The 25,539-nt window shown below is 70.5% G+C and carries 31 protein-coding genes; 13 read left to right on the top strand and 18 right to left on the bottom strand.

Annotated elements, in window-relative coordinates:
* Window positions 1–1,182, bottom strand: a complete 1,182-nt coding sequence (locus ACXIZN_RS38745) for an acyl-CoA dehydrogenase family protein (protein WP_457959748.1) — start codon at window positions 1,180–1,182, stop codon at window positions 1–3.
* Between the two features lie 211 nt (window positions 1,183–1,393).
* Here ACXIZN_RS38745 and aroF point away from each other — a divergent pair, with 211 nt between their 5' ends.
* Window positions 1,394–2,443: a 3-deoxy-7-phosphoheptulonate synthase gene (gene aroF / locus ACXIZN_RS38740; RefSeq protein ID WP_457960707.1), complete on the top strand. Its 1,050-nt coding sequence runs from the start codon at window positions 1,394–1,396 to the stop codon at window positions 2,441–2,443.
* 1 nt (window position 2,444) lies between these two features.
* Here aroF and ACXIZN_RS38735 read toward each other — a convergent pair whose 3' ends face one another.
* Genes ACXIZN_RS38735 through ACXIZN_RS38720 form a run of 4 tightly spaced genes read right to left on the bottom strand, consistent with a single transcriptional unit; the run spans window position 2,445 to window position 5,376 of the window.
* The gene (locus ACXIZN_RS38735) at window positions 2,445–3,704 is read right to left on the bottom strand and encodes an MFS transporter (protein WP_457959747.1); all 1,260 of its coding nucleotides are present in this window, start codon (window positions 3,702–3,704) and stop codon (window positions 2,445–2,447) included.
* Window positions 3,701–4,048, bottom strand: a complete 348-nt coding sequence (locus ACXIZN_RS38730; protein ID WP_257484225.1) for a VOC family protein — start codon at window positions 4,046–4,048, stop codon at window positions 3,701–3,703. Before ACXIZN_RS38730 ends, ACXIZN_RS38735 begins: the two co-directional genes overlap by 4 nt.
* A complete protein-coding gene (locus ACXIZN_RS38725; protein ID WP_034305716.1) occupies window positions 4,045–4,206 on the bottom strand; it encodes a hypothetical protein in 162 nt (53 codons plus the stop codon). Before ACXIZN_RS38725 ends, ACXIZN_RS38730 begins: the two co-directional genes overlap by 4 nt.
* Window positions 4,207–4,215: 9 nt before the next feature.
* Window positions 4,216–5,376 carry an MFS transporter gene (locus ACXIZN_RS38720; protein ID WP_457959746.1) on the bottom strand — a complete coding sequence of 387 codons (1,161 nt, stop codon included), beginning with the start codon at window positions 5,374–5,376 and terminating at the stop codon, window positions 4,216–4,218.
* 77 nt (window positions 5,377–5,453) lie between these two features.
* Between ACXIZN_RS38720 and ACXIZN_RS38715 the strand changes: the two genes are divergently transcribed.
* Entirely contained in the window at window positions 5,454–6,020 is a 567-nt protein-coding gene (locus ACXIZN_RS38715) for a helix-turn-helix domain-containing protein (RefSeq protein ID WP_457959745.1), read from the top strand.
* Between the two features lie 3 nt (window positions 6,021–6,023).
* On the opposite strand, the gene ACXIZN_RS38710 is transcribed toward ACXIZN_RS38715, so the two are convergent.
* From ACXIZN_RS38710 to ACXIZN_RS38690, 5 genes are all read right to left on the bottom strand, one after another.
* Window positions 6,024–6,431 (bottom strand): VOC family protein, encoded by a 408-nt coding sequence (locus ACXIZN_RS38710; protein WP_126736854.1) that lies wholly within the window; start codon window positions 6,429–6,431, stop codon window positions 6,024–6,026.
* Window positions 6,432–6,456: 25 nt separating this feature from the next.
* Entirely contained in the window at window positions 6,457–7,821 is a 1,365-nt protein-coding gene (locus tag ACXIZN_RS38705; protein ID WP_457959744.1) for a pyridoxal phosphate-dependent decarboxylase family protein, read from the bottom strand.
* Complete coding sequence (locus tag ACXIZN_RS38700) at window positions 7,818–8,270, bottom strand: DUF6463 family protein (protein ID WP_457959743.1); 453 nt, start codon at window positions 8,268–8,270, stop codon at window positions 7,818–7,820. Before ACXIZN_RS38700 ends, ACXIZN_RS38705 begins: the two co-directional genes overlap by 4 nt.
* Window positions 8,271–8,350: 80 nt before the next feature.
* Window positions 8,351–8,995: a response regulator gene (locus ACXIZN_RS38695; protein ID WP_457959742.1), complete on the bottom strand. Its 645-nt coding sequence runs from the start codon at window positions 8,993–8,995 to the stop codon at window positions 8,351–8,353.
* Window positions 8,992–10,224, bottom strand: coding sequence for a sensor histidine kinase (locus tag ACXIZN_RS38690; protein WP_457959741.1), 1,233 nt, complete (start codon window positions 10,222–10,224; stop codon window positions 8,992–8,994). Before ACXIZN_RS38690 ends, ACXIZN_RS38695 begins: the two co-directional genes overlap by 4 nt.
* A 157-nt stretch (window positions 10,225–10,381) precedes the next feature.
* Between ACXIZN_RS38690 and ACXIZN_RS38685 the strand changes: the two genes are divergently transcribed.
* The 3 genes from ACXIZN_RS38685 (at window position 10,382) to mscL (ending at window position 11,951) form a co-directional block, all read left to right on the top strand.
* Window positions 10,382–10,693 (top strand): FmdB family zinc ribbon protein, encoded by a 312-nt coding sequence (locus ACXIZN_RS38685; RefSeq protein ID WP_457959740.1) that lies wholly within the window; start codon window positions 10,382–10,384, stop codon window positions 10,691–10,693.
* A gap of 116 nt (window positions 10,694–10,809) precedes the next feature.
* On the top strand, window positions 10,810–11,451 hold the full coding sequence (locus ACXIZN_RS38680; protein ID WP_457959739.1) for an SAF domain-containing protein: 642 nt from the start codon (window positions 10,810–10,812) through the stop codon (window positions 11,449–11,451).
* Between the two features lie 95 nt (window positions 11,452–11,546).
* On the top strand, window positions 11,547–11,951 hold the full coding sequence (gene mscL / locus ACXIZN_RS38675; protein ID WP_192743642.1) for a large-conductance mechanosensitive channel protein MscL: 405 nt from the start codon (window positions 11,547–11,549) through the stop codon (window positions 11,949–11,951).
* Window positions 11,952–11,957: 6 nt separating this feature from the next.
* On the opposite strand, the gene ACXIZN_RS38670 is transcribed toward mscL, so the two are convergent.
* The gene (locus ACXIZN_RS38670; RefSeq protein ID WP_457959738.1) at window positions 11,958–12,131 is read right to left on the bottom strand and encodes a hypothetical protein; all 174 of its coding nucleotides are present in this window, start codon (window positions 12,129–12,131) and stop codon (window positions 11,958–11,960) included.
* Window positions 12,132–12,186: 55 nt separating this feature from the next.
* Between ACXIZN_RS38670 and ACXIZN_RS38665 the strand changes: the two genes are divergently transcribed.
* Entirely contained in the window at window positions 12,187–12,474 is a 288-nt protein-coding gene (locus ACXIZN_RS38665; RefSeq protein WP_185927365.1) for an Rv0909 family putative TA system antitoxin, read from the top strand.
* Between the two features lie 8 nt (window positions 12,475–12,482).
* On the opposite strand, the gene ACXIZN_RS38660 is transcribed toward ACXIZN_RS38665, so the two are convergent.
* The gene (locus ACXIZN_RS38660) at window positions 12,483–12,983 is read right to left on the bottom strand and encodes a MogA/MoaB family molybdenum cofactor biosynthesis protein (protein WP_005155592.1); all 501 of its coding nucleotides are present in this window, start codon (window positions 12,981–12,983) and stop codon (window positions 12,483–12,485) included.
* Window positions 12,984–13,105: 122 nt separating this feature from the next.
* Here ACXIZN_RS38660 and ACXIZN_RS38655 point away from each other — a divergent pair, with 122 nt between their 5' ends.
* Window positions 13,106–14,167, top strand: coding sequence for an NAD-dependent epimerase/dehydratase family protein (locus tag ACXIZN_RS38655; protein WP_457959737.1), 1,062 nt, complete (start codon window positions 13,106–13,108; stop codon window positions 14,165–14,167).
* A gap of 71 nt (window positions 14,168–14,238) precedes the next feature.
* Window positions 14,239–15,042 (top strand): MBL fold metallo-hydrolase, encoded by an 804-nt coding sequence (locus tag ACXIZN_RS38650; RefSeq protein WP_457959736.1) that lies wholly within the window; start codon window positions 14,239–14,241, stop codon window positions 15,040–15,042.
* A gap of 1 nt (window position 15,043) precedes the next feature.
* On the opposite strand, the gene ACXIZN_RS38645 is transcribed toward ACXIZN_RS38650, so the two are convergent.
* The 4 genes from ACXIZN_RS38645 to ACXIZN_RS38630 are packed head-to-tail and all read right to left on the bottom strand — an operon-like array spanning window position 15,044 to window position 19,372.
* Window positions 15,044–16,210: a serine hydrolase domain-containing protein gene (locus tag ACXIZN_RS38645; protein ID WP_457959735.1), complete on the bottom strand. Its 1,167-nt coding sequence runs from the start codon at window positions 16,208–16,210 to the stop codon at window positions 15,044–15,046.
* 54 nt (window positions 16,211–16,264) lie between these two features.
* Window positions 16,265–17,314: a sensor histidine kinase gene (locus tag ACXIZN_RS38640; RefSeq protein ID WP_457959734.1), complete on the bottom strand. Its 1,050-nt coding sequence runs from the start codon at window positions 17,312–17,314 to the stop codon at window positions 16,265–16,267.
* Window positions 17,311–18,009 carry a response regulator transcription factor gene (locus tag ACXIZN_RS38635; RefSeq protein ID WP_457959733.1) on the bottom strand — a complete coding sequence of 233 codons (699 nt, stop codon included), beginning with the start codon at window positions 18,007–18,009 and terminating at the stop codon, window positions 17,311–17,313. Before ACXIZN_RS38635 ends, ACXIZN_RS38640 begins: the two co-directional genes overlap by 4 nt.
* A gap of 10 nt (window positions 18,010–18,019) precedes the next feature.
* Window positions 18,020–19,372, bottom strand: a complete 1,353-nt coding sequence (locus ACXIZN_RS38630; RefSeq protein WP_457959732.1) for a hypothetical protein — start codon at window positions 19,370–19,372, stop codon at window positions 18,020–18,022.
* A 131-nt stretch (window positions 19,373–19,503) separates the two neighbouring features.
* Between ACXIZN_RS38630 and ACXIZN_RS38625 the strand changes: the two genes are divergently transcribed.
* From ACXIZN_RS38625 to ACXIZN_RS38605, 5 genes are read left to right on the top strand one after another with little or no spacing between them, the layout of a single operon-like run.
* A complete protein-coding gene (locus ACXIZN_RS38625) occupies window positions 19,504–20,160 on the top strand; it encodes a glycosyltransferase family 2 protein (protein ID WP_457959731.1) in 657 nt (218 codons plus the stop codon).
* Complete coding sequence (locus ACXIZN_RS38620) at window positions 20,157–20,801, top strand: TIGR04282 family arsenosugar biosynthesis glycosyltransferase (RefSeq protein WP_457959730.1); 645 nt, start codon at window positions 20,157–20,159, stop codon at window positions 20,799–20,801. The genes ACXIZN_RS38625 and ACXIZN_RS38620 overlap by 4 nt, the downstream gene beginning before the upstream one ends.
* Window positions 20,798–21,406, top strand: coding sequence for a methyltransferase domain-containing protein (locus tag ACXIZN_RS38615; RefSeq protein ID WP_126736837.1), 609 nt, complete (start codon window positions 20,798–20,800; stop codon window positions 21,404–21,406). Before ACXIZN_RS38620 ends, ACXIZN_RS38615 begins: the two co-directional genes overlap by 4 nt.
* Window positions 21,403–22,470: a molybdopterin-dependent oxidoreductase gene (locus ACXIZN_RS38610; RefSeq protein ID WP_457959729.1), complete on the top strand. Its 1,068-nt coding sequence runs from the start codon at window positions 21,403–21,405 to the stop codon at window positions 22,468–22,470. The genes ACXIZN_RS38615 and ACXIZN_RS38610 overlap by 4 nt, the downstream gene beginning before the upstream one ends.
* On the top strand, window positions 22,467–22,877 hold the full coding sequence (locus tag ACXIZN_RS38605) for a hypothetical protein (protein WP_457959728.1): 411 nt from the start codon (window positions 22,467–22,469) through the stop codon (window positions 22,875–22,877). Before ACXIZN_RS38610 ends, ACXIZN_RS38605 begins: the two co-directional genes overlap by 4 nt.
* A gap of 319 nt (window positions 22,878–23,196) precedes the next feature.
* Here the strand turns inward: ACXIZN_RS38605 and ACXIZN_RS38600 are convergent, their stop codons facing one another.
* Window positions 23,197–24,597, bottom strand: a complete 1,401-nt coding sequence (locus ACXIZN_RS38600; protein ID WP_457959727.1) for a trypsin-like peptidase domain-containing protein — start codon at window positions 24,595–24,597, stop codon at window positions 23,197–23,199.
* A gap of 85 nt (window positions 24,598–24,682) precedes the next feature.
* Window positions 24,683–25,483 carry a DeoR/GlpR family DNA-binding transcription regulator gene (locus ACXIZN_RS38595; protein ID WP_457960706.1) on the bottom strand — a complete coding sequence of 267 codons (801 nt, stop codon included), beginning with the start codon at window positions 25,481–25,483 and terminating at the stop codon, window positions 24,683–24,685.
* Window positions 25,484–25,539 lie beyond the last annotated feature (56 nt).

Raw genomic sequence — 25,539 nt, 5'->3', positions numbered from 1 at the left:
TCAGATGTAGAGGGTGTTCGGCTCGAGCCCGCACAGCACGCGGCCGTACAGCTCGTTGTTGGTGTCGGGGTGCATGAGCGCGTGCAGGTTGACCGCCTGGATGTCGCGGACGATCCGCTGGATCGGGACGTCGGAGAAGATCGACGACCCGCCGCTGGCGTTGGCGAAGATGTCGATGGCCTCCTTGCTCAGCTTCACCGTCGCGCCCATGTCGGCCCGTGCCTGGGCGCGCTCGTCGAGCTTCCACGGTGTGCCGCCTGCCGCCTTCCCGTCGACGAGCGAGGTCAGCCGGGTGGCGTGGAACTCGGCCTCGTCCAGCTTCAGCGTCGCGTCGGCGACCTGGTGGTGCGTCAGCGGCGCTTCGCGCTGGCTTTCGTAGGCGGTGTACGTGATCTTGCGGTTCGGCAGGCGCTTGAGGAACAGTTCCTTCGCCGCCCGGCCGAGGCCGAGGACACTGCCGACCGACGACGCCGCGGCGACCGGGAGCAGGGGAGCCCGGAAGATCTCCAGCCCGGCGTTGGCCGTCGAGGAGTACTGCCCTTGCAGGACCGCCGGCAGGCTGATGATCCGCTCGCTCGGGATGAACAGATCCTTGGCGACCGTGCTGACACTGCCGGTGCCGCGCAGGCCGGTGGTGTTCCAGTCGTCGACGATCAGCAGATCCGTCAGCGGGACGACGCCCATGACCGGGTACGGCTCCGCGCCTTCCTCGACGAGGACCGCGATGACGACCTGCCAGTGGGCGTGCCGCGCGCCGCTGATGAAGCCCCACTTGCCGTTGACGACGATGCCGCCCTCGGCGGGCCCGGCGATCGCCGTCGGGCTGAGCGTCCCGCACACCCGGATGTCGGGACGGGAGAAGACCTCGTCCTGCACCGCGTCCGGGAAGAGACCGGTCATCCAGCTGGTGATCCAGCTGACCGCGGTCGTCCAAGCCGGGGACGCGTCGGCGCGGCCCAGTTCGGCGGCGACCTCGACGATGGTGCGGGTGTCCGCCTCGTATCCGCCGTACCGTTTGGGAACCCGCAGCCGGAAGAGACCGGCCCCGGTGATCGCCTCGATCGACTCGTCGTGCAGCCGCCGGTTCTCCTCCGTCCAGGCCGCGTGCTTCCGCAGCGTCGGAACCAGATCGGTGGCTCGCTGGACGAGCTCTTCGCGAGTCGGGTTCTCGGTGTTCGACACCATTTCCTCCTAGCCGTGGAACCGGGTGGGCTGGTAGCGGGAGGACACCGGTCCTCGCGTGAACCTGTTCCGACGATCCCAGCCGGGCGCGGCCGTGACGTCTCTCCGATTGCGGCAGGTTTAAGGACGTGAGGTGCCGGGCGGCGCGGAGACGATGGGGCGGCCGGGAGGGACTTCAGGCTCGCCCGCCGACCAAGAGGAGATCGTGGATATGGTCATCGTGATGACGCCGGACGCCACGGACGAAGAGGTGTGGGCGATCGTCGACCAGGTGGAATCCGTCGGTGGAAGCGCCTTCGTCAGCCGTGGGGTGAGCAGGACGATCATCGGGCTGATCGGCGATGTCGACCTGTTCGAAACCCTGAATCTCAGCGGGCGCCCCGGCGTCGCACGGGTGACCCGGATTTCCGCCAAGTACAAACTGGTCAGCCGCGAACACCGGCCGGAGGGCCGGTCGACGGTCGTGGTCGGCGGGGTGTCGATCGGGCCGGACACCACGACACTGGTCGCCGGGCCGTGCGCGGTGGAGACACCGGAGCAGACCCTCGAAGCCGCTCTGATGGCCAAGAAAGCGGGCGCCACTCTCCTTCGTGGCGGCGCCTTCAAGCCCAGGACGTCGCCGTACGCCTTTCAGGGGCTCGGGGAACTCGGGCTCCGGATCCTGGCCGACGTCCGGGGCGAGACCGGGCTCCCGGTGGTCACCGAGGTGGTGGCACCGCACGACGTCGACATGGTCGCCGAATACGCCGACATGCTGCAGATCGGCACCCGGAACATGCAGAACTTCGGGCTGCTGCAGGCGGCGGGACGGGCCGGGAAGCCCGTGCTGCTCAAGCGCGGGATGAACTCCACCATCGAGGAATGGCTGATGGCGGCCGAGTACATCGCGCAGCGCGGCTGTCTCGACATCGTGCTGTGCGAGCGCGGGATCCGGACCTTCGAGACCTCGACGCGCAACACGCTCGACGTCTCGGCGGTGCCGGTGGTCCAGCATCTTTCGCATCTGCCGGTGATGATCGACCCGTCGCATTCCGGTGGCCGCCGCGATCTCGTGCTGCCGCTGAGCCGGGCCGCGATCGCGGTGGGTGCCGACGGTGTGCTCGTGGACGTGCACCCGCATCCGGAGGAGGCGCTCTGTGACGGACCACAGGCGCTGGTGACCGAGGATCTTCAGGAACTGTCGCAGGCGCTGGACGCGCTGGGCACGCTGATGGGCAGGCGGTCGATGGTCGAGCCGTGGCGGCATCTTCGGGCCAGCTGATTCATTCCCGGCGGGCCGCGGCGTAGGCGGCGGCCGCCAGTGAGGCCGCGAAAAGCGCGTACGAGGTGGACAAACCGGTGCCGGAGGAGCTCAACGCGCCACCGACGGCCCGGCCCAGCAACTGCCCGACGCATTCCGCGGTGATGACGGCGGTCGCCAGTTCGGCGGCGGTGAAACCGCTCGTACCCGCGGTCGTGGCTCTGATGTACAGACCCGGATACGCGAGTCCGACGCCGATCCCGGCGACGGCCCAGGCGGCGAGAGCCGTGGCGAACGAACCACCGAAGGCGAGGACGGCGGTGCCGAGCGCGGTCATTCCCAAGCCCACGACGGGAAAGCGCGCCGACGTGAACTTGGCTGCCACCAGGCTCGTCACCGCCCAGCCGAGCGGGGCGGCGCTCAAGACGATCGCCGCCTGCCCGAGGCTCACCTGGTAACCACTCGTCAGGAGCACGGTGATGAGGCTGTCCGCGCCGAAATAGCCGGTGGCGAACAGCACCATCGCGCCGAGCGCGGCGGGGGTCCCCGGCCGGAGCCGCGCGGTGCCCGGCGGCAGGATCGCGACCATCCCGGCGACGGTGATCGCCGCCCCGGCGAGCGCGAGCGGCCAGGAATCCCCGCTGAACACGACGAGCGCCGCTCCCAGCGGTACCGTCAGCGTCTTCGCGAGCGGCCGCTGTCCGTCCTCTGTGGACGGTTCACCACGGGCGGCGCGCACGACCAGCAACCGTCCGAAAAGGACGAACGGCACCGGTAGCAGCAGGGTCCACCGCCAGCCGACGAGATGCTCCAGGCCCAGCGTCGCGGCCGGGCCGACCAGCGCGGGCACGATCCACATCGCCGAGGACGCCGCGACCACGCGGATCCGCAGCCGGTCGTCGAGATGCCGGATCGCCGAGCTGATCCCGAAAATCGCCAGCAGGCCACTGGCGAGCCCGGCGGAGAACTGGCCGAGGGCGAACATCCACGCCGCCCGTGCCGTCGCGGCGAGAAGCAGCCCGCCGAGATAGGCGGCCATCCCGACGGCGAGGGTTCCGCGCGGGCCCAGCCTGCCGAGAACGCGGCTCGCCAAGGGAAGCGCGACGAACAGCCCCAGTGTCGAGCCGGCGATCAGGAGTCCGAGGTCGTTCCTCGCGTCGAGCTCGGCGGCGACGATCGGCAGCAGGCTGGAAGCGACGAAACCGGTGACGGCCGCCGCGAATTCGAGCGCGACGATGCCCACCGCGAGGAACAGCGGGCCCGCGCGCCGGGTCTCGGTCACGTGTAGAGGTCGCGGTCGTACAGGTTGAGCTGCACCCACACCCCGTCCGGGTCCTGGACGCGCATCGAATGCCCGAAACCTTCGTCCATCGGCGGTCCCGGCTCGAACCCGGCCGCCCGCAGGCGTTCCGCGACGTCCTCCAACGGTTCCTCGGCCTCGAACGCCAGCTCGCAACGGCCGACGTCGTCGCCGGAGGACCGGTGGATGGCCAGCATCCCGCCCGCGGCGGGCATCTCGACCCAGCCGCCTGGCCTCGACACCGGCCCGGTACCGAGGCCGAGCGCCTCGTAGAACCGCGTCATCGCCTCGACGTCCGCGCTGTAGCGGATCGGCATGACCTTCATCGCTCACGTTCCTCACTGGTCCGCAGCAGGTACTCCTCCAGCACCCGTTCGACGAACGACGAGAGCGACTCGTCGGCGTCGACGGACGCGTGCTTCACCCGCTTGATGAGGTCGTTCGGCAGGTAGACGTTGAATTGCCGCTTGGTGACCTCAGCCATGCTCGCATGCTAGCAAGTGAGCATGCGATCACGCGAGCGGTCGAGGAGCACCAACGGGATCGTGGCCAGCGCCAGTGCGGCGCCGATCCACGGGATGGCCGTCAGCGACGCCCCCAGGTTCAGCGCCCCGGCGGCGAAGGCCGGAGTGAGGCTGATGCCCAGCTGGAAGGCCGAGACCGTGGTCGCGCCGGCGAGGGTCGGGGCGGCAGCGGCGATCGTGAAGACCCGCCCGTAGAGCGCCGGATTGAGCACGAAGGCCGCGACGCCCAGCAAGAACACCGCCGGCACGACCACCAAGGCGGAGGCCGGGAAAAGCGCGAGCAGTACCGAAAAGACCGCGATGCCCGCACCGCCGCCCAGCAGCGCGTGGTGCGGCCGGCGGTCCGAGATCCGGCCGCCGAGCGACAGGCCGGCGAAGGCGCCGATCCCGAACAGCGCGAGGACCGCGGGGATCCAGACCGCGGGCAGGACGTCCGCGAGCATCGCCGCCAGGTAGTTGAAGGACACCATGTACGCGGCCGTGCTCAGGATGGTGACCGCGTAGACGCCCCAGAGGCGCGGCGCCCGCATGGCGCGCAGTTCACCCGACAGGCTCGGCGCGGCGGACGTCGTGACCGGCAGCCCAACAGCACAGGCGAAGACACCCAGAACGGTGAGCGCGACGACGCCCCAAAAGCCGCCGGTCCAGTCGGTGAGGTTGCTCAGCAGGGTGCCCGCCGGTCCCCCGGCCACCATCGCGACGCTGAGCCCGGCGACGACGACACCCGAAGCGCGGGCGTTGCGGTCGGGCGTCACCAGGCTGATCGCGGTCACGGCGGCGACGGCGAAGAAACCGGCGTAGGCGAGACCGGCGACGAACCTGGTGATCAGGAGGATCCAGTAGTCGCCGGAGAGCAGGCCGATCGCGATGGCGGCGGCGAAGACGGCCTGCGTGGTCATCAAGGCCGTCCGCCGCGGCCACTTCAGGCTCAGCACGGCGAACGGCGGTCCGCCGAGGACGACACCGAGGGCGAACGCGGTGATGAGCGCGCCCGCGGACGACAGGGAGACGCCGAGATCGGCGGCGGCGGCGGGCAGGACGCCTGCCATCAGGAACTCGGCGCTCCCCATCGCGAACAGGCTGAAGGACAGGAGGTAGACCCCGGCGGGAAGGCGTTTCGTCTCGATCATGCCGCCAGCATCGGGAGCTCTTGGCTGTTTCGGCAAAGAACTTTGCCGGAACCGGGACGACCTGCTGTGCTGGCGGCATGGAGAGCCAACCCACCGTCACCGCGGCGATCGAACAGATCGCGCCCCGGCTGCGCCGCGCCAGGGAGAAGAAGGGCACCACACTGGTGGAACTGAGCCGCGCCACCGGCATCTCCACCAGCACCCTGTCCCGGCTCGAATCCGGGCAGCGCAAACCGAGCCTCGAACTGCTGCTGCCGGTCATCGCCGCGCTGGGCCTGCGCGTCGACGAGATCGTCTCGTCACCGAGAGTGCTCGACGCCCCTGTGGACGGCCGGGACGGGCGTGTCCTCATCCCGCTCACCCGGCACGAGGACGGGCCCCGCGCCTACAAGATGACGATCCCGGCGAGCGACGACGAACCCCGCCCGCGAACGCACGGCGGCCGTGAATGGCTGTACGTGCTGCGCGGCAGGCTCCGGCTCGTGCTCGGCGACCAGGACGTCGTGCTCGGCGCGGGCGAGGCCGCCGAGTTCGACTGCCGGACGCCGCACTGGTTCGGCGCCACCGGCCGCGGGCGGGTCGAGGTGCTCAGCCTCTTCGGCGAACAGGGCGAACGGGTCCACGTCCGCGCCCGCACCCGGTAGCGCTCAGACGCGCTGCTGGATACGGATCAGGTTCCCCGACGGGTCGCGGACGGCGCCGTCACGCAGGCCGTACGGCTGGTCGGTGGGCTCCTGGATGACCTCGGCGCCCGACTCCTGCAGGTGCTTGAAGAGACCGTCGAGGTCGTCGGAGGAGAACAGGATGCCCGCGTAGGTGCCCTTGGCCATCATCTCGCCGATGACGCGGCGTTCGTCTTCGGTGATGCCCGGGTCGACGGCCGGCGGGTGCAGCACGATCGACACCGGCTGCCCCGGCGGGCCGACGGTGATCCAGCGCATGCCGTCGTAGCCGACGTCGTTGCGCACCTCGAAGCCGAGTAGGTCGCGGTAGAAGGCCAGGGCGGCGTCGGGGTCGGTCTGCGGGAGGAAGCTCCCGTGAATGGCGATGTCCATGACGGTCACGCTAGGTGAGACCGGTTCACGACGCTTCTCGATTCCTGATCGCCTCGATCGCGGCGACACTGCGGTCGACGTCCGCCTCGGTGGTGCTCCAGTTGGACACGGAGACGCGCATCAGGCGCATGCCGTGCCAGGTGGTCGCGCCCATCCAGCACTCGCCGGACCGTTGAAGGGCTTCGACGACCCGGTCCGTTTCGTCGCCGAAGCTGACAAGGACCTGGTTCAGCACCACGTCATTCACGACGGAGACGCCTTCGCACGCTTCGAGCTTTTCGGCGAACCTCCTGGCCAGCGCGCAGCACCGCTCGATCAGCTCGGCGATCCCCTCGCGACCGAGTTCGCTGAGCGCCGCCCACGTCGCGAACCCCCGCGCCCGGCGGGAGGATTCCGGCACGAAGTCGCCCGGCGCCCTCACCCCGCCCTCCCCCTGGCCGGTCAGGTACGGGGCGGTGAGCGCCATCGCGGCCCGGTGCGACTCGGGATGAGCGCAGAACGCGTAACCGCAGTCGTAGGGGACGTTGAGCCACTTGTGCCCGTCGACCGCCCAGGAGTCGGCCTTCTCCAGCCCCACGGTCAGCCGCCGGAGCGCGGGGGCGGCGGCCGCCCAGAGCCCGAACGCGCCGTCGACGTGCACCCACGCACCGTGGCGGTGGGCGATCTCCGTCGCCGCGGCGAAATCGTCGAACGCGCCCGTGTTCACGTTCCCGGCCTGGAGGCAAACGATTGCGGGCCCGTCGAGCTTCCGTTCGAGATCGGCGATGTCGATGGCGCCCTGACCGTCCGCGCGGACCGGCCGGACGGCGTCGGTGCCAAGGCCGAGCAAGCGGAGAGACCGGTCGATCGTCGCGTGCCGCTCCTCACTGGCGACGACCGGCAGCGGCGGCGCCCCGTGCAACCCGCGGCGCTCGACGTCCCACCCGGCCCGCGCGAGCACGTGGTGCCGGCCGGCGGAGAGGCCGACCGTGTTCGCGCCCTGCCCGCCGGTCACGAAACCGAACGAGGCGCCGGACGGCAGGCCGAGGACGTCCTTGAGCCATTCGCCAGCCACCTCCTCGACGATCGCGGCGGCGGGCGAGGTGATCTTGTTGAACGCGGGCTGATCCCAGCCGGTCGCGAGCATGTCGGCCGCCGTCGCGGCGTCCAGCGCCCCACCGGTGACGAAACCGAAGTACCTCGGGCCGGTGTTCGCCACCAGCGCCGGCTCGACGGCGTCCGCCAGCCGCCGGATCACGTCGGCGGGCGCGGCGGGTTTCTCGGGGAGGTCGCCGAGCTTCTCCCGGACGCCCGTCGTGTCCTCGGGGAAGACCGGGGCGTCGGTGACGCTTTCGCGGTAACGGGTGACACGGGCGGCGACATCGGCCAGCAGATCCCCCAACTCGGTCATTCGTTCATGATTCCACGACCGCGCCGGGCTCCTGCCAGAAAAAGCGAGCCGACGAGCAGCAGGGCGATCGTTCCGGCGTCGAAACCGCCCAGCAGCCCGAGCAGGACCGCCCACGCGACGACACCCGAGCCCAGCCAGGCGGGCACACGTCCGCCGCGCCGCGTGTGCCGGAGCACCATTCCGCCGAGCAGAAGCAGCGGCACCCCGAAACTGCCAGGGCTGAGCCAGAACGCTTCGGCCATGGGGAGCCGGTCGGGCGTCGGGTCCAGCGTGACCGTGTTGAAGAACCCTTCGTCGAAGATCCGCGCCCAGACGTCCTGGCGCATGAAGCCGGCGACGACGGTGTGGAAGAGGCCGCCGCCCAGCGCGAGGATCCCGCCCCAGGTGGCCGGGTCGCGCCAGCGGACGCGGGTGGTGGTCGCTTCGTAAGGCCTATCGATTGTCTGCATGCGCATCAGGCTGCTCGCCGGCGCGACGGGAATCCTCGGCCTGAGGTGCCCGGTCCCTCCTCCGAAATGATGAGATCGCCTCAGCTCGGCCGCACGAGCCCGTTCTCGTACGCGAAGATCACCGCTTGCACCCGGTCACGGACCTCGAGTTTGGCGAGGAGATGACCGACGTGCGTTTTCACCGTGGTCTCGGAGAGGAAGAGCCGCTGCGCGGTCTCGGCGTTGGAGTAACCCTGCGCGATCTCCAGCAACACGTCGCGTTCGCGCGCGGTGAGCCGGTTCAGCAGCGGAGAAGTCTCGCGTGCGACCGCGAGCTGGTCCAGCATGCGGCGGGTCGTGGAACGCGCGATCACGGCGTCGCCGGCGTGCACGGCTCGGATGGCGTGCAGCACTTCGCCGGCCGACGCGTCCTTGAGCAGGAACCCGCTCGCCCCGGCGCGCAGGCCGGCGATGGCGTACTCGTCCAGATCGAACGTCGTCAGCAGGATCACCTTGGGCGCGTTCTCGCGGGCGGCGATCAGCCCGGTGGCCTCGACACCGTCCATCCGCGGCATCTGGACGTCCATCAGCACGACGTCGACCGGTGTCCCGGCGAGCTTCGCGACGGCCTCGACACCGTCGGCCGCCTGGACGACGATCCGGATGTCGTCGGTCGCGTCGACGACCATGGCCAGCCCGGTCCGGACCAGTTCCTGGTCGTCGACCAGCGCGACGTCGATCGTCATCCCGAAGCTCCCTGTTCGCCGGCGCGGAACTCCGCCCGCACCCTGAAACCGCCCCCGGCCGGACCGGCCTCGAACGTACCGCCCGCGGCGCGCACGCGTTCCCGGACGCCACTCAGTCCGGCGCCCGTCCCGGGGAGCGACGGCCGCTCGCCGGCACTGGCCCCGTCGTCCTCGACGACGAACTCCGACGCCTGCGGGGTGTGGGTGATCGTGACGGTGACACCCGTGCGCGGGCCCGCGTGCTTGACGCTGTTGGTCAAGCCCTCCTGGACGAGCCGGTACGCCGCCATGGCCGCGCTCGCCGTCAGCGCGTCGGGCCGCCCCCGCTCGGTCAGCCGGACGTCGACACCCGTCGCGCGGACCCGCTCCACCAGGTCCGGTATCCCGGCGAGCGAGGGCCGCGTTTCGCTGTCCCGCAACACCCGCAGCGTGCCCCGCATGTCGGCCAGTGCCTCACGAGCGGTCCCGGCGATGACGGTGAGCGCCTGTGCCGCGCGGTCCGGCGCCTTGGAAGCGATGGCGGAACCGCCTTCGGCCTGACGCACGATGACCGCCAGCGAATGGGCGACGATGTCGTGCATGTCGCGGGCGATGCGCTGTCGTTCGCCGGCCGCGGCACGCTCCGCGGCTTCCGCGGCCTCGTCGGCGAGGCGCCGCCGCCGGTCGAACCGGAAGCGGCCGACCGCCCAGGTGCCCGCCACCGCCGCGACCAGGGCGAGCACGGCCAGCAGCAATGTGAGCCACCCCGCGGGCAGCGCGCCGTAGGCCGTCGCCGTCCGGGCCGTGCACAGCAACGCCCCGAGCACGCTGATCCCGAGGGCGAGCAGGCTCTCGCGCAGCGGCCGATGTGCGGCGACGGCGTACAGGAGCACCAGGTAGACCGCCGACGTCGGGAGGAAGAAAAGCGGGATCTCCATGCTGTCGCTCGCGCTCGCCAGCCCCAGTGGCACGGGCCGGACCACCGTGTTCGGCAGCGCGACGAGCACCGCCATCGCGAGCGCGGCGGTGACGAACGCGGCTTCGGTGGCGATCCGTCGCAACGCGACGGTGGAGTGCACCACGATCCCGCAGACACCCGCTATCCACAGCGCCCAGTCCGGGGAGTCGGCGACCACGAGGATGTCGAGCGAACCCGGCCCCAGCAGTGCGGCGACGGCCAGGGCGAGCAGGAGGTCCGAACCGGCCGGGTGTGCCCGCGTCCACCGGTCCACGCGGTCGGTCCACGTCACGGCCACGATCGTAGACACCGTCGCCGGGCGGGACACCGGGCGTGACCAGGTCGTCATGTGACCTTGGGAAACCTTGTTTGACCTGCGTCGGAATGCCCCGGTACCGTAGGGCGTTAGCACTCTTGTCGGCTGAGTGCCAATGCACGAAGGAGCAGCAGTGCCCACCTACCAGTACGCCTGCAAGGAATGCGACCACGCTTTCGAGGCCGTGCAGTCGTTCTCCGACGCGAGCTTGACCGTGTGCCCGCAGTGCTCGGGCCCGCTTCGCAAGGTCTTCAGCTCGGTCGGCGTGGTCTTCAAGGGCAGCGGTTTCTACCGCACCGACTCGCGTGACTCGAAGGCCAGCACCACCTCGGCCCCGGCCAAGTCCGAGACCAAGACGGAGTCGAAGAGCGAGTCGAAGCCGGAGACCAAGAGCGCGGCATCCTCCTCCACGGGTACGACGAAAACGGCCGCCGCCGCTTCCTGACGTCCCGAGTTGTCCACAGGCCCCCGGTTATCCACAGCCGGGGGTTTTCGTTCTTTCCAGGGCGGCGCACCCGCCCCTAACGTCGAGATCATCACCGATCGACGAGGGGGAATCCCGTGCTCCATCAACTGCCCGTCCTGCGAAGACTCCACGGCAGGCCAGCCCGGTTGCTTCGCCGCTGGCTCGCCCTTTCCCTGCTGCTCAGCGGCCTGATAGCGCTGTTCCTGCCCGCGTCCGCACGCGGCACGCCCGGCACCGCGACCGTCGTCTCCGCCCGCGACCTCCCGGCAGGCTCGCTGCTGCGTGCCGAAGACGTCAAACTCGTCGACCTCCCGGACGACGTCCGTCCACAGGGCGCCACCGGCCTGCCTTCCTCGGTGGAGGGGCGGATGCTCGTCGGTGCGGCGCGGGCGGGTGAACCGCTGACGGACGTCCGCCTGCTGGACGCGGGCATCCCCGGATCGGGTGATCCCGAGAGTTCGACTGTCCCGGTGAGGCTCGCCGACGCCGGCGTCGCGGAGTTGCTCAGGCCTGGCCGCCGGGTCGACGTCGTCGCGGCCGCCGAAGCCGGGCGCGAGGCGTCCGTGCTGGCCAGCGCGGCCGTCGTGGCGGCGGTGGGCCAACAGGGCACCCGCGATCCGACATCGCCCCGTGCCGGGAGCAAGGGACCTTTGGTGCTGCTTTCCCTGCCTTCCGCGATCGCGACACGGGTCGCGGCCACCTCGCTGGAACGGTCCATAACGGTTACCCTCCGCTAGCTCGCGCCTGCCCTGTGGCGGCGGGCGCCTGCGTCCCCCCGGTACGGAAGAAAGGGACGGTCGGCGAACCGTCCCAGGTGAAAGAGGAGAGCGTCTTGATCAAGGGCTTCAAGGACTTCCTGATGCGCGGGAACGTCGTCGACCTCGCGGTCGCGGTGGTCATCGGCGCCGCGTTCACAGCGATCGTCACGGCCTTCACGAACGGCCTGGTCAAACCGTTGATCAACACCATCGGCGGGTCGGACGCCGCCAAGGGGCTGGGGTTCAACATCCTGGCCGAGAACGACGCCACGTTCCTCGACTTCGGCGGCGTGATCAACGCGGCGATCAACTTCGTGCTGGTCGCGGCCGTCGTCTACTTCGTGATCGTGCTGCCGGTCAAGCACGTCCAGGAGCGGCGCAAGCGCGGTGAAGAGGCGGGCCCGTCGGAGCCGACCGACGTCGAACTGCTCACCGAGATCCGTGACCTGCTGCGCGCGCAGCAGAACCGCGCGAACTGACCCGGGTCACCGGTCGTGGTGAGGCGGCCGGTTCTCCAGGAACCACGAGTCGGAGTCCGGGGTGCGCTGCCCCGGCTCTCGCTCGTCGGAGGTCGTGTCCGGCAGGACGTCGCCGAAGATCTCGTCGGCCCGCCGTTTCTCCGCCGCCCAGCGGCGCTTGTCCTCGTCGTCACCTGGCATGACACCCATTTTCGCACCGGTCGCGGGGGCCGCCCGCCGGTGGGACCATCAGCGCATGAGCATCGTCGACAAAGCGAAGGGGCTGGCCGCGCAGGCCATCCACAAAGCGGAAGAGGTCGCGGGCGAAGTCCGCGAGAAGGCCGGGCCGCTGGCCGAGAAGGCGGGCGACGTGGCGGCCAAGGGTGTCTCGGCGGCGTCGGCCGGGGCGAACAAGGTCACCGGCGGCCGGTTCGAGGACAAGATCGGCCAGGTCACCGAAAAAGTGGAAGGAGTGCTGCACCACGACAAAAAGGGCGAGCCCGGGACCGAACCCGGACCCGCCCCGAAGGACCCTGCCTCCTGAACTGAAAACTAGGCCTCTTCGAGCCCGGACAGCTCGTCGATCACGTACGGCACCAGCGACGAGAGCGTCGCCATGCCGTCGCGGACGGCCGCGCGCGAACCCGCGAGGTTGACCACCAGCGTGCTGCCGGAGACGCCGACGAGCCCGCGGGAGATCCCCGCGTCCACCGCGCCGGCGGCCAGGCCGGAGGCGCGCAGGGCTTCGCCGATGCCCGGGATCGGGCGGTCGAGCACCCCGGCCGTCGCGTCGGGGGTGCGGTCGCGCGGCGAGACCCCGGTGCCACCGACGGTGATCACCAGGTCGGCACCGCCGATCACCGCGGTGTTGAGCGCGTTGCGGATCGCGGCCGTCTCGGCCTCGACCACGACGACGCCGTCGACGATGAACCCGGCCTCTTCGAGCAGCTCCGTGACCAGCGGTCCCGTGTTGTCCTCGTGTTCACCGTGGGCGACCCGATCGTCCACGATGACCACCAGTGCGCGGCCCAGCCGTTGTGCGCTCCGTTCCATGGTCACACCGTATCCGGTTTCGGCTGATCTTCGCTTCAGCGGTGCCGCGTAGTTGTGACGATTCCCTGACGTGAGCCCGCGATCCGGCGCCGCCGCCCGGGATCGCCCCTAGCGTCGGGACGGTGCGAACACTGATAACCGGCGGGGCCGGATTCATCGGCTCCCACATCGCCGATCTGCTGTCCGATCAAGGTGAGGAGGTCGTCGTCCTCGACAACCTCCTGAGCACCGCGCACGGTTCGTCGCGCCCGCCCGGATACACCGGCCGCCATCGGTTCCTGCGTGGTGACGTCACAGACACGGAGCTGGTCGCCGAGTTGCTGGACGGTGTCGACGCGGTCTGCCATCAGGCGGCCGTCGTCGGGCACGGCGTCGATCCGTCCGACGCGCCGTCGTACGCGCTGAACAACGACTACGGGACCGCTGTCCTGCTCGCCGCGATGCACCAAGCCGGGGTCCGGAAGCTGGTGCTCGCCTCGTCGATGGTCGTCTACGGCGAAGGCCGCTACGAATGCCCCATCCACGGGATCGTGCCGCCGTCGCCGCGGAAGCGGTCCGATGTGGACGCCGGTTGCTTCGAGCCCTCGTGCGCCACCTGCGGCGCCGAACTCGGCTGGCGCCTGGTCCCCGAAGACGCGCCGCTACGTCCGCGAAGCACCTACGCGGCCACCAAGCTCGCGCAGGAACATCTGGCGGCGGCGTGGGCCCGGCAAACCGGCGGAACGGTCTGGGCGCTGCGCTACCACAACGTCTACGGGCCGCGGATGCCGCAGAACACCCCGTACGCGGGCGTCGCGTCGCTGTTCCGTTCCTCGCTCCTGCGCGGTGAGGCGCCGATCGTGCTGGAGGACGGGAAACAGCAGCGAGACTTCGTGCACGTCCACGACGTGGCGAGGGCGAACGTCCTGGCGCTGCGCACCGACGGGCCCGAAGGTGACCTGACCCCGTTGAACATCTGTTCCGGGCAGCCCCACACCGTCGGCGAACTCGCCGAGGAACTCGCGAAGGCCTGTGGCGGGCCTTCTCCGAAGATCGCCGGGGGCGCCAGGCCCGCCGACGTCCGGCATGTCGTCGCGGACCCCTCCCGCGCCCGGCGGCTGCTCGGCTTCACCGCGCGAACCGGTTTCGCCGAGGGCGTCGCCGGGTTCGCCACCGCTGAGCTGCGGGAACCGGCCGGTCTCTGAAACCGGGAACAGACCGCGCCCGCCGCCGGTTGTCGTTCCCGGTAACGGAATCGACTTTCTAGGGGGTTTTGGTGGGCATCACCGTCGGAGACATCGAGATCGAAGCGCTCGGGGACGGTCTGATCAGGCTGCCGCTCGCGTTCTTCCCGGGTCTCGACCCCGAGGCCCACCCGGAGATCTTCGACGAGGACGGCACCGTGCACGTCCCGACCGGCGCGTACCTCATCCGCGGCGACGGCCGCACGATCCTGGTCGACACCGGCCTCGGCCCGCGCGAATTCGCCTTCCCGCCGGGGATGACGCCCGCCAAGGGCGACCCCACCCCGCCGATGGGAACGGGCGGCGACCTCGCGGCCGCGCTGGACAAGGCGGGCTGCCCGGTCGACGAGATCGACACCGTCTTCCTCACCCACCTGCACAACGACCACATCGGCTGGATCGCGCCCGAAGGCGAACTGACCTTCCCCGGCGCTCAGGTCGTCTTCGGCCAGCTCGACTGGGACGCGCTGATCGAGCCCGCCGGGACGGGCGAATGGAGCCGTGCCGGCATGGAGACCGCCCGCGGCGCGGGGCTGACCGAGGCGATCAGCGGCGACACCGTCGAGATCGCGCCCGGGATCGTGGCGCGGCACGCCCCCGGGCACACGCCCGGCCACTACGTCCTCGACATCACCGCGGACGACGAACGCCTGCTGCTGCTCGGCGACGTCCTGCACACGCCCGCGCAGCTGACGGACGCGCGGGTGGGCTTCCTCGGCGACGTCGACCCGGATCTCGCGCTCCGTACCCGGCAGCGCTTCCTCGCGGAAGCGGAAGAGACCGGCGCGATCATCGCGCCGGCCCACTTCCCGGACATGGGGTTCCGGCGGCTCTGACCTACTTGCCGCAGAGCACCTTGTCGGTGAGCAGCTGGTCGGCCTTGTTGTAGGCCTGTCCCAGATCGGCGGCCGAGTCGCCGTAGGTCATGGACAGCTCGAAGGTCCTGCTGCCGTCGGGCGTGCCGGCCATCACCGTCCCGTAGCCGTGGAAGCCACCCATGCCTTTGAGGACGGTGCCGCAGCTCGCTTCCTGGACGTAGACGCCCAGGCCGTAGCCGCCCTTCGGGTGCGGCTTGCGCATCTCGTCGAGTAGCGGGGCCGACAGGAGTTTTCCGCCCAGCAGCGCGGAGAAGAACGTGTGAAGGTCCTTCGTGGTCGAGATCAGCTCACCGGCGCTGGAGGCCCACGACGGGTTCTGGTTCGTGATGTCGACGGTCTTCCACTGCCCGGGCTTCTCCTCGTAGCGGTAGTAGCCGTGGGCGTGCGGCCCGGGGATGCCCGGCCAGGTGCCGGGAACCACGGTGTCGCGCAGCCCGAGCGGCCGCAGGATCCGACGCTGGATCTCGTCGCCGTAGGGGCGGCCGGCGACCTTCTCGATCACCAGACCGGCGAGGACGTAGTTGATGTTCGTGTAGGTCCAGTCCGTGCCCGGCGCGAACAGCGGCGGCTTGGACAGGCCGAACCGCACCAGTTCCTCCGGCCGGTAGGTGTGGAACCGGTTGTCCAGGAACTCCTTACCGGTCAAGGGGATTCCCGGCACGATCGTGCCGTCGGGCAGCATCGAGCCGGTGTAGTCGAACAGGCCGCTGGTGTGCTGCAACAGCATCCGCACCGTGATCCGCCGGTCGAGGCCGAACTCGGGCAGGTACCCGGCCACCGGCGCGTCCAGGCCCACCTTGCCCTCCCCCACCAGCTGCAGGACGACGGTGGACACGAAGGTCTTGGTGTTGCTGCCGATCCGGAACCTCCCGTTCGTCGGCGGCTTGGCGGCCGAGCCCAGCTCGCGCACCCCGGCGCTGCCGGTCCAGTCGCCGCGCGCGTCGTGCACCCGCAGCTGTGTCCCGGCGAAACCGGAGGCGACGATCTGCTCGGCCATCACCCGCAGATCCGGCCGGTCCCGTCCCTTGTCCGCGGCGGCCACGCCGGGCGTGATCCCGGCCAGCAGGGCGGCCGCCACCGCGGTGATCCCGGCCCGTCGGAAGAATCGCTTCGCTGAAGTCGTCATGGCGGCAACGATCGCGGCCCGCCCTGACACCGCGGTGACACGCCGCTGACACGGTCAGGGCATGGCGAGCGGGAGCCGGACCTCGAACCGGCAGCCGGGGCCGTCGTTCCGGACGCCGATGCGGCCGCGATGGGCTTCGACGAGGCCTTTCGCGATCGCGAGCCCGAGCCCGCCGCCGCTCGCCAGCCCGCCGCGCTCGGGGGTGCGCGCCGTCGTCCCGCGGAACGCGACGTCGAAGACCCGCCCGATCTCGTCTTCGGGGATCCCGCCGCAGCCGTCGGAGACCGCGAGCAGCGCCTCGCCGCCCTCGATGCCGATCTGGACCGCGACCGTCCCGTCCGGCGGCGTGTGCCGCACGGCGTTCGACACCAGGTTGCGCACGATCCGCGCCAGTTCCGGGTCGCTGCCGGAGACGACCGGCCACACGTTCGCGTACTCGATCATCCGCACGCGTTTCTGCTCGGCGAGCGGCGCTTGCGCGGCGACGGCGTCGCTCACGACGTCGCGCAGCGGAACGGCCGCCATCGTCAGCCGCAGCGCGCCCGCGGTGATCCGCGAGAGCTCGAACAGGTCGCCGACCATGCCGGACAGCCGCGTGGTCTCGCCGCTGATCCGCCGTGCGTAGCCGGTGACCTCGATCGGGTCGGCGACGACGCCGTCCGCGACGGCCTCGGCCATCGCCTGGATCCCGGCCAGCGGGCTCCGCAGGTCATGGCTGATCCACGCGACCAGTTCGCGCCGTGACGCCTCGGCCGCGCGCTCCCGTTCCCGCGCCTCCCGCTCCCACACACTGCGGCGCGCGATCGCGCGGCCGAGCACGAGCGCCGCCGGCACCGTCACCAGCGCGACCAGCACACAGACCAGCGTCATCGTGGTCAGCGCCGGGGTGAACATGAACCCGCTGATCCCGAGCACCGCGATCAGCGTCGCGAGCACCGGGATCAGCACGAGGATCGTCATCGTGCTGGCCAGCGAGCCGCGGCGGAGCAGGTACAGCGCCAGACCGCCGAGCACCATCACCGGCAACGCGAACATCAGCGCGAACGGCAGGATGTGCCAGGCGTGCGCCAGCATCTCACCGAACGACTCACCGGAGCCGATCATCGCCGCACCGGGTCGTACCGGTAGCCGACGCCCCACACGGTGGCGACGCGGACGGGTTTCGCCGGGTTCTTCTCGATCTTCTCCCGCAACCGTCTCACGTGGACGGTCACCGTGGACTGGTCGCCGAAGTCCCAGCCCCAGACCTTCTCCAGCAGATCGGCGCGGGAGAACGCGACACCGGGATGGGTGAGGAAGAACGCCAGCAGATCGAATTCCCGGCTCGTCAGGGGAAGTTCCACGCCACCGATGGCCGCCTGCCGCGCCGACATCTGCAACGCGAGGTCGCCGTCGGTGATCACGCGCGCCGCCGGTTCTGGCCGCGGCATCCGCGCCCGCCGCAGCACCGACGCCACGCGCAACGCGAGTTCCTTGGGGCTGAACGGTTTCGTGACGTAGTCGTCGGCGCCGAGCTGGAGCCCGGCGATCCGGTTCTCCTCCTCGCCGAGCGCGGTCAGCATCACGACCGGCACCTGGCTCACCTGCCGCAGGCGGCGGCACACCTCGAGTCCGTTGAGGCCGGGCATCATGACGTCGAGGACCACGAGATCCGGCCCGGTCGCGGAGAACAGCCGCAACCCTTCGGTGCCGTCCCCGGCGACTTCGACTTCGAAGCCCGCGACCTCCAGGTACCGCCGGACGACGTCCCGCACGGTCTCGTCGTCGTCGACCACGAGCACGCGGCCCTGCTCTGTCATGCCATCCACCTCACCAGCTCGTCAGCACCAGATGGTTCACCACCAGCGCCGTCGCCGCCGACGCGGCGAGCCACCACCGCCGTCCCTTCGGCGGCAGCAGCGCCACCGCGGGCAGCAGCCACACCTCGAACGGTAGCCAGATGCGTTCGACCTCCGCCTTCGACAGGCCGGACAGGTCGGCGAAAGCGATCGCCAGTACCGCGGCCACCACGATGAGGGTGACCGGCTCGCGGAACGAGCGTTTCGGCTCGGCGAGGAACTCCGCGCCCACCCGCCGCGTCCCGGCGATCACGGCCGGGCCGACCGCGATCAGCACCGCCGCGATATCCGCCCACACCCAGTAGGAGTACGGGCGCAGCGTCGCGATCCCCTGGTAGTAGCGCTCGACCACCAGGTGGTAGCCGTCGAGCCACCAAAACCCGGCCAGCGCGAACGCCACCACGACCACGGCCACGCCCGTCGCGGCGAGGAGCAGGATCCGCCATTCGCGGGTCAGCACGACGACGGCCAGCACGATCACGCCGAGCAGCACGAGCCCGTAGGAGAGGAAGAGCCCGAACCCGAGCAGCAGACCACCGGGGAGCGCGAGGATCCGCCGTCGCGTGGCGAGGGCCAGCAGCGCGATCCCGGTCGCCGTGACCCCCGCGAAGAGACCGTCGGCGGAGACACCGATCCAGATCGCGCCCGGGGTCAGGACGGCGAAGGGCAGGACCGTCCTCGCGGCGTCTTGCCTGCCCAGCGCGGAGAGCGTCACCGGAACCGCGACCACCGCGAGACAGCCGACCAGTACGACGACCGTCGAAGCCCACGCCCCGCCCTGCAGACCGAGCCGGTCGAGCCAGACGAAGACCAGCGTCGCGCCCGGCGGATGCCCGGAGACGTGCGTCGTCCACGAATCCGGCTGGAAGTCGAGGATGCGCGAGGAGAACCCGGCCAGCATCTTCGGGATGTCGGTGATCCCCGGGACCTCGTGCAGGTACTCGTGTTCCGTGGTGAGCCTGCCGGTGAAACCGCGCGTCCACCCGTCGATCATCGCCAGCGAGAACGTCCACGCCAGCGCGGTCACGTAGCCGAGCGCGAGCAGCGGACGCCACCGCAGCCGGGCGGCGAGCAAGGGACCTTTGGTGACGACCACGAGCGCGAGCACGACCGCGGCCACCGAACCCGGCCCCACATGCGGGAGCCACAACCCGAACAGCGGCGGCGCGAAGGCGTAGATCACCACGCCGGAACCGGGACGGTTGTAGTGGAGGCCGACAGCGATCGCGGCGGCGACCACGAGCATCGCCAGCCCCACGGCGATCAGATCGGCCCGGCGGCCGGTACGGGAAGGGGCGGTGACAGTGGACATCACCGGCACCATAACCGCGTTCCCGCTGCCCGGCGGCTTGGCGGCGCGGACCGTCAGAACTCGGTAAGAACTTCCCGGACGTCAGAATTCGGTAAGCAGCGCAAGGGTTTTCGTCCGTCCACCCCGGACTTAACGTGCGTTGCGTGAACGATGACCAGGTTGACGTCGTGCTCCCCTGTCTCGACGAGGCCGGTGCCCTTCCCGGGGTGCTGGCGGCCCTGCCCGGACATTACCGGGCGATCGTGGTCGACAACGGCTCCACGGACGGCTCCGCCGAAATCGCGGCCGGGCTCGGGGCCAAGGTCGTCCACGAGCCCAGGCGCGGCTACGGCGCCGCGGTGCACACGGGGCTGGAGGCGGCCACGGCGGACGTCGTGTGTTTCGCCGACGCCGACGGCTCCCTCGACCTCGCCGAACTGCCGATGCTGGTCGGCGGCCTCGCCGACGCCGAGCTGACGGTGGGACGGCGGGTGCCCAGCAGCCCCGGAGTCTGGCCGTGGCACGCGAGAGCGGGGAACGCGGTGATCTCGTCTCTCCTGCGACGCAAGGGGTTATCGGTCCGCGACATCGCGCCGCTGCGAGCCGTCCGGCGGCGGGCACTGCTCGATCTCGACGTCACCGATCGCGCCTTCGGCTACCCGCTCGAACTGCTGATCAAGGCGAATCGCGCGGGCTGGCGGGTCACCGAGTTCGACGTGTCCTACGGCGAACGCGCCAAGGGCACGAAATCGAAGGTCTCCGGCTCACTGCGGGGAACCCTGCGGGCGGCGAGGGATTTCGGGCGGGTGCTGAGCCGATGACCTTCTGCCTGTTGATCGTCGCCAAAGCGCCCGTGCCCGGTTTCGCGAAGACGCGGCTCTGCCCGCCCGCGACGCCGGAGCAGGCCGCCGGGGTCGCGGCCGCCTCCCTGCTCGACACTCTCGAAGCCGCCCTCCTGACCCCGAAGGCACGCGTGGTCGTCGCCATGACCGGCAAGCTCGACGAAGCCGTCCGCGGCACGGAAATCGCTTCGGTGCTCCGAAAAACGGAGGTGATCCCCCAACGCGGCGAAGGTTTCGACCTGCGACTCGTCAACGCCCACGCCGACGCGCCCCGTCCCGGCGAACCGGTGCTGCAGATCGGGATGGACACCCCGCAGGTCACCCCGTCGCTCCTGGCCGACGCCGCGAACCGGCCAGAAGATTCGGTCCTCGGACTCGCCGAAGACGGTGGCTGGTGGGCACTGGGCCTCAAGGATCCGCTGCACGCCAAGGCTCTCGCCGGGGTGCCGATGTCGCGTGATGACACCGGACGTCAGACCTTGCGCGCCCTGGCCGATATCGGCCTCCGGCCCGGCGCCCTGCCCACACTGTCCGATGTGGACACGATCGCGGACGCGCACCGGGTCGCGGCGGCGGCTCCGCACGGCCGGTTCGCCCGAGCGGTGGCGGAAGTCCGATGACCGCCTTCGACCGCGGTCTGCTCGGCCACCGCTGCTGGCTGGAACTGGCGACCGGCGAACGCGTCGACCTCCCGGTCGACCGCTGGACGGCCATCCCCTGCGACGGCGACGACGTCCTCCTCGCCGCCTGCGACGGCCCGACCCTCGACGTCGGCTGCGGACCCGGCAGGCTCACCGCCGCGCTGACCGAACGTGGTGTCGCCTCGCTCGGCGTCGACATCTCGGCCACCGCCGTGCGGCTCACCCACGCCCGCGGCGCCGCCGCGCTCCACCGGGACGTGTTCGACCGGCTCCCCGGCGAAGGGCGCTGGCGGCATGTCCTGCTCGCCGACGGGAACATCGGCATCGGCGGCGACCCGCATCGCCTCCTGGCCCGGATGGCGGAACTGCTCACCGACGGCGGGACGGTGCTCGTCGAACTCGACCCGCCCGGCCGCGGCCTCCGGCAGGACCGCGTCCGGCTGCGCCCCGACAACGGCGCCTGGTTCACCTGGGCCTGGGTCGGCGTGGAAGCGATCGCGGATCTCGCCGCACGCACCGCGTTCCGCGTCGCGTGGTCCACCAGTCACGGTCACCGCTGGTTCGCCTGCCTGGAGAAAGCATGAACACCCCTTCGGAGCGGGTGACGTCCCGGATCGGGCTCGCGCTCGCCGTCACGTTCACGCTGTGCTTCGTCACCGGCCTGATCAGCCATCTCATGCAGCATCCGCCGTCGTGGTTCGGCTGGCCGAGCCGCCCGGTCTGGCTGTACCGGGTCACCCAGGGCACGCACGTGATCTCCGGTATCGCGTCGATTCCCTTGCTGCTGGCCAAACTCTGGAGCGTCTACCCGAAACTGTTCGAGCGCCCGGTGATCCGCTCGCTGCCGCACGCGCTGGAACGCCTGTCGATCGTGGTGCTTTCGGCCGCCGCGTTCTTCGAACTCGTCACCGGCCTGTTCAACGTCGCGCAGAACTATCCGTGGACGTTCTACTTCCCGCAGCTGCACTACGCGGTCGCATGGGTGGCGATCGGCTCGATCCTGGTGCACATCGCGATGAAGCTCCCGATCGTCCGCCGCTCGCTCACGACAAAGCCCGAACCTTCACGGCGCGCCTTCCTCCGCACGACCTGGCTCGCCGCGGGTGTCGCGGTCGTGGCGACCGCCGGAGCGACGGTTCCGTTGCTGCGCAACGTTTCCGGCCTGTCGTGGCGGAGTGACAAGGGCCCGCAAGGTCTGCCGGTGAACCGGACCGCCGCGGCGGCGGGCGTCCTGGACACGGCGAACGACCCCGCCTGGCGGCTTTCGGTGGTGACGCCGAACGGTACGAAGACCTATTCGCTGGAAGAACTCCGCGCGCTACCGAGAACTTCGGCCGAGCTGCCGATCGCGTGCGTGGAAGGATGGAGCGAGTCCGCGCGGTGGAGCGGCGTCTCACTGCCGGAGTTGTTGCGGCACGCCGGAAGCACGCCGGGCACGCCGGTCCGCGTGTTCTCGCTGGAGAAGGCCGGGCCCTACGGGATCAGCGATCTTCCCGGCGAGCACACCGCGGACGAACTCACCCTGCTGGCGCTGGAACTCAACGGTGAGGTGCTCGACGCCGACCACGGCTTCCCGTGCCGGATCATCGCCCCGAACCGGCCCGGCGTCCTGCAGACGAAATGGGTCACCCGTTTGGAGACGCTGTGAAAACGTTGCGGCTGCTGCTGTTCCTGCCCGGCCTCGCCGCGATCGCGTGGGGCGCGGTGCTGTTCTCCGAGTACGCCTTCCCGCTGCGCCCGGACGTCTTCAAGACGCTGGGCTGGCTCGCCGGTGGCCCGTTGGCGCACGACCTGCTGATCGCGCCGCTGGTCGGCGCCGTGGGATTCGCGCTGAGCAGGTTCCTCCCGGAGCGCTGGAAGACGCCGGTCAAGACGGGCGCGGTGCTCAGCGGGGTGTTGACGCTGCTCGCGATCCCGTTGCTGTGGCGGCCTTTCGGCGGCGCACGGAACCCGGGCCTGCACGACGCCGACACCGTCACCGGCCTGCTCGTCAGCCTGGCGGTCGTCTGGTTCGGCGTCCTCGTGGCCGCGCTGGCCCGGCGGAAGGCGCGCTAGAGAGGCCTTGGTGGCCTGCCCGGCGCCGTGTCGCGAAAGCCACTTTCGGGACGTCACATGTCGCGAAAGTGGCTTTCGCGACATGCGGCTGGCCGTCTGCGATGAATGGTCCGGCCAGAAGGCGCGACCGTTGCGAAAGTGGCTTTCGCAACCCCTCCCTGACCTGGGCTGCACGCAATTGCCTTATCCATCAATAAAAAGAGCCACGCGCGACCGGGATTGGCAGCCGGTCGCGCGTGGCTCTTCGGGTCCGGCCCGCTGGGGGTTCGAGCCGGAGCTGGTCTCGGCCGCGCACTGCGGCCGAGCGTCTCTGGGCGGGCTAGTTCGGCGTGACTGGCTGCCCGCCGAGGGTCACCTCGATGACCTTGTCCCCGCTGAGCGTGAACTTCACCTTGTCGTTCGGCGCCCTGGTGCGGATTTCGGCGACGAGCGCGTCCGCGTTGGGGATCGGCCGGTCGTCCAGCTTCGTCACGACGTCACCGGATTTGAGGCCGGCCTTCTCCGCCGGGCTGCCCGGCGAGATCTCACCGAGCTGCGCCCCACCGGTCGGCGCCGTCTGCACGCGCGCGCCGATGAAGGTCTGCGTCGCCTGGCCGGTGTTGATGATGTCGTCGGCCGTGCGGCGCGCCTGGTCGATCGGGATCGCGAACCCGATGCCGACGTTGCCACCGCTCTCGCCGCCCTGGCCCTGCGCGGACTTCGGGCTGTAGATCGCCGAGTTGATGCCGATGACCTGGCCCGCCATGTTCGCGAGCGGGCCGCCGGAGTTACCGGGGTTGATCGCCGCGTCGGTCTGCACCGCCGACATCACCGTGGTCTGGTCGCCGTTGCCTCCGGCGCTCACCGGCCGGTTCAGCGCGCTGACGATGCCCGACGTGACCGTGCCGGTCAGCTCGAACGGCGAGCCGATGGCGACCACCGGCTGCCCGACGCGCAGGTCGTCGGAGCGGCCGAGCTCCACCGGGGTCAGGCCACTGACACCGCTGACCTTCACCACGGCGATATCCGTCGTGGGGTCGCGGCCGACGACGGTCGCCGTGCCCTTCTTGCCGTCCTGGAACACCGCCTGGATCTGCCCGCCGCCGGCGGCGACCTCGACGACGTGGTTGTTGGTGAGCACGTAGCCGTCGGTGCTGAGCACGAAGCCGGAGCCCTCGCCCGCACCCGACCGGCCGGACACCTGCAGCTCGACCACGCTCGGCGAAAGCTTCTGCGCCACGGATTCGACCGAACCGGCGGGCAGGTTGCCCGTCTGCTGGGCGGGCTTCGGCGCGTCGAGCGCGTTCACCGCCGAGCCACCGGACGCGTCACCGGTCAGGTAACCGACCGTGCCGCCCGCGACACCGCCGACGACCAGCGCGATCGCCGCGACGCCGGCGAGCAGCTTGCCCGGCGTGGACTTCTGCGCCTGCCGCTGCTGCGGGACCGCGTACACCGACGGACCCGGCTGGGTGAACGGCGTCTGCTGGCCCGGGATCTGGTGCCCCTGCGTGGGCGCGTGCTGGGTCTGCGCCTGCGGGGACCACGGGTTGTACTGCTGCTGTTCCTGGGAGTAGGCCTGCTGCGCTCCGGTGTGCGGAGTGGCATGGCCGCCGAGGCCGGTCGCGTCGGGCTGCGGCGGCGCGGGCTGAGCCCAGTTCGCGCTCTGCTCCGCGTCCGGCTGAGCGACGGCGGGCCGCGCCTTCTCGGCGTCCTGGCCGCTGGGGTCGTTCTCGGTCATGTCTTCACCTTGCGGGATGGTCCTGAGAAGTTCCTGAGCCAATGCTGTGCATCGCACATGAGTATGGCGCCAACGGCCGCCGGCTTCACGCTTCTTCGGCTTCCGCCGTCTCCACCGTTTCGGCGATCATCAGCTCCCCCGCCTGCTCGGTGAGCGTTTCCCTTGCCTGGTCGGGAAGACCGTCGTCTGAGACGACGACGTCGGCCTCTTCGAGCCCGGCGATCGTGGAGATGCCGACGATGCCCCATTTGGTGTGGTCGGCCAGCACGACCAGCTTGCGGCCCGCTTCGACCAGCGCGCGGTCGGTCTCGGATTCGGTGAGGTTCGGCGTGGTGAACCCGGGCCCGTCGGCCATCCCGTGCACGCCGAGGAAGACGACGTCCAGGTGCAGCGACCGCAGGCTCTGCACGGCGACCGGCCCGACCAGCGCGTCCGACGGGGTGCGGACGCCGCCGGTGAGCACCACCGTGCGATCCGGCTGGTTCACGCCGCGCAGCACGTCGGCGACCTGGATGGAGTTCGTGACGATCGTCAGGCCGGCGATCTCGTCGAGCGCCCTCGCCAGCGTCCACGTGGTGGTGCCCGCGGAGATACCGATCGCGGTTCCCGGCCGGACCAGCCCGGCGGCGAGCGCGGCGATGGCCTCCTTCTGCGCGCGCTGACGCACGGATTTGGCCTCGAAACCGGGCTCGTCGGTGCTCTTGCCGACGACGGAGGTGGCGCCGCCGTAGACCTTCTCGACGAGTCCGCGGCCGGCGAGCACGTCGAGGTCGCGGCGCACCGTCATATCGGAGACGCCGAGCCTCACCACGAGGTCGCTGACCCGGACCGCCCCGGTCCGGCGCGCCTCCTCGAGGATCACCGCCTGTCGCTGCCGCGCGAGCACGAATCCTCCCTGGATCAACTACACAAAATCCTACACGATCAAACATGGCGCGACGA

The sequence above is a fragment of the Amycolatopsis sp. TRM77291 genome (assembly GCF_054166285.1).
The sequence above is the reverse complement of the archived record's forward strand: the minus strand, read 5'-3'. Positions and strand labels throughout refer to the sequence as shown.

What these genes read in the sequence shown, in the direction of transcription:
- aroF (WP_457960707.1), top strand. Translation starts at nt 1,394, where the DNA reads ATGGTCATCGTGATGACGCCGGACGCCACGGACGAAGAGGTGTGGGCG.
- ACXIZN_RS38730 (WP_257484225.1), bottom strand. Translation starts at nt 4,048, where the DNA reads ATGAAGGTCATGCCGATCCGCTACAGCGCGGACGTCGAGGCGATGACG.
- ACXIZN_RS38725 (WP_034305716.1), bottom strand. Translation starts at nt 4,206, where the DNA reads ATGGCTGAGGTCACCAAGCGGCAATTCAACGTCTACCTGCCGAACGAC.
- ACXIZN_RS38720 (WP_457959746.1), bottom strand. Translation starts at nt 5,376, where the DNA reads ATGATCGAGACGAAACGCCTTCCCGCCGGGGTCTACCTCCTGTCCTTC.
- ACXIZN_RS38715 (WP_457959745.1), top strand. Translation starts at nt 5,454, where the DNA reads ATGGAGAGCCAACCCACCGTCACCGCGGCGATCGAACAGATCGCGCCC.
- ACXIZN_RS38710 (WP_126736854.1), bottom strand. Translation starts at nt 6,431, where the DNA reads ATGGACATCGCCATTCACGGGAGCTTCCTCCCGCAGACCGACCCCGAC.
- ACXIZN_RS38705 (WP_457959744.1), bottom strand. Translation starts at nt 7,821, where the DNA reads ATGACCGAGTTGGGGGATCTGCTGGCCGATGTCGCCGCCCGTGTCACC.
- ACXIZN_RS38700 (WP_457959743.1), bottom strand. Translation starts at nt 8,270, where the DNA reads ATGCAGACAATCGATAGGCCTTACGAAGCGACCACCACCCGCGTCCGC.
- ACXIZN_RS38695 (WP_457959742.1), bottom strand. Translation starts at nt 8,995, where the DNA reads ATGACGATCGACGTCGCGCTGGTCGACGACCAGGAACTGGTCCGGACC.
- ACXIZN_RS38670 (WP_457959738.1), bottom strand. Translation starts at nt 12,131, where the DNA reads ATGCCAGGTGACGACGAGGACAAGCGCCGCTGGGCGGCGGAGAAACGG.
- ACXIZN_RS38665 (WP_185927365.1), top strand. Translation starts at nt 12,187, where the DNA reads ATGAGCATCGTCGACAAAGCGAAGGGGCTGGCCGCGCAGGCCATCCAC.
- ACXIZN_RS38660 (WP_005155592.1), bottom strand. Translation starts at nt 12,983, where the DNA reads ATGGAACGGAGCGCACAACGGCTGGGCCGCGCACTGGTGGTCATCGTG.
- ACXIZN_RS38645 (WP_457959735.1), bottom strand. Translation starts at nt 16,210, where the DNA reads ATGACGACTTCAGCGAAGCGATTCTTCCGACGGGCCGGGATCACCGCG.
- ACXIZN_RS38640 (WP_457959734.1), bottom strand. Translation starts at nt 17,314, where the DNA reads ATGATCGGCTCCGGTGAGTCGTTCGGTGAGATGCTGGCGCACGCCTGG.
- ACXIZN_RS38635 (WP_457959733.1), bottom strand. Translation starts at nt 18,009, where the DNA reads ATGACAGAGCAGGGCCGCGTGCTCGTGGTCGACGACGACGAGACCGTG.
- ACXIZN_RS38630 (WP_457959732.1), bottom strand. Translation starts at nt 19,372, where the DNA reads ATGGTGCCGGTGATGTCCACTGTCACCGCCCCTTCCCGTACCGGCCGC.
- ACXIZN_RS38620 (WP_457959730.1), top strand. Translation starts at nt 20,157, where the DNA reads ATGACCTTCTGCCTGTTGATCGTCGCCAAAGCGCCCGTGCCCGGTTTC.
- ACXIZN_RS38615 (WP_126736837.1), top strand. Translation starts at nt 20,798, where the DNA reads ATGACCGCCTTCGACCGCGGTCTGCTCGGCCACCGCTGCTGGCTGGAA.
- ACXIZN_RS38610 (WP_457959729.1), top strand. Translation starts at nt 21,403, where the DNA reads ATGAACACCCCTTCGGAGCGGGTGACGTCCCGGATCGGGCTCGCGCTC.
- ACXIZN_RS38600 (WP_457959727.1), bottom strand. Translation starts at nt 24,597, where the DNA reads ATGACCGAGAACGACCCCAGCGGCCAGGACGCCGAGAAGGCGCGGCCC.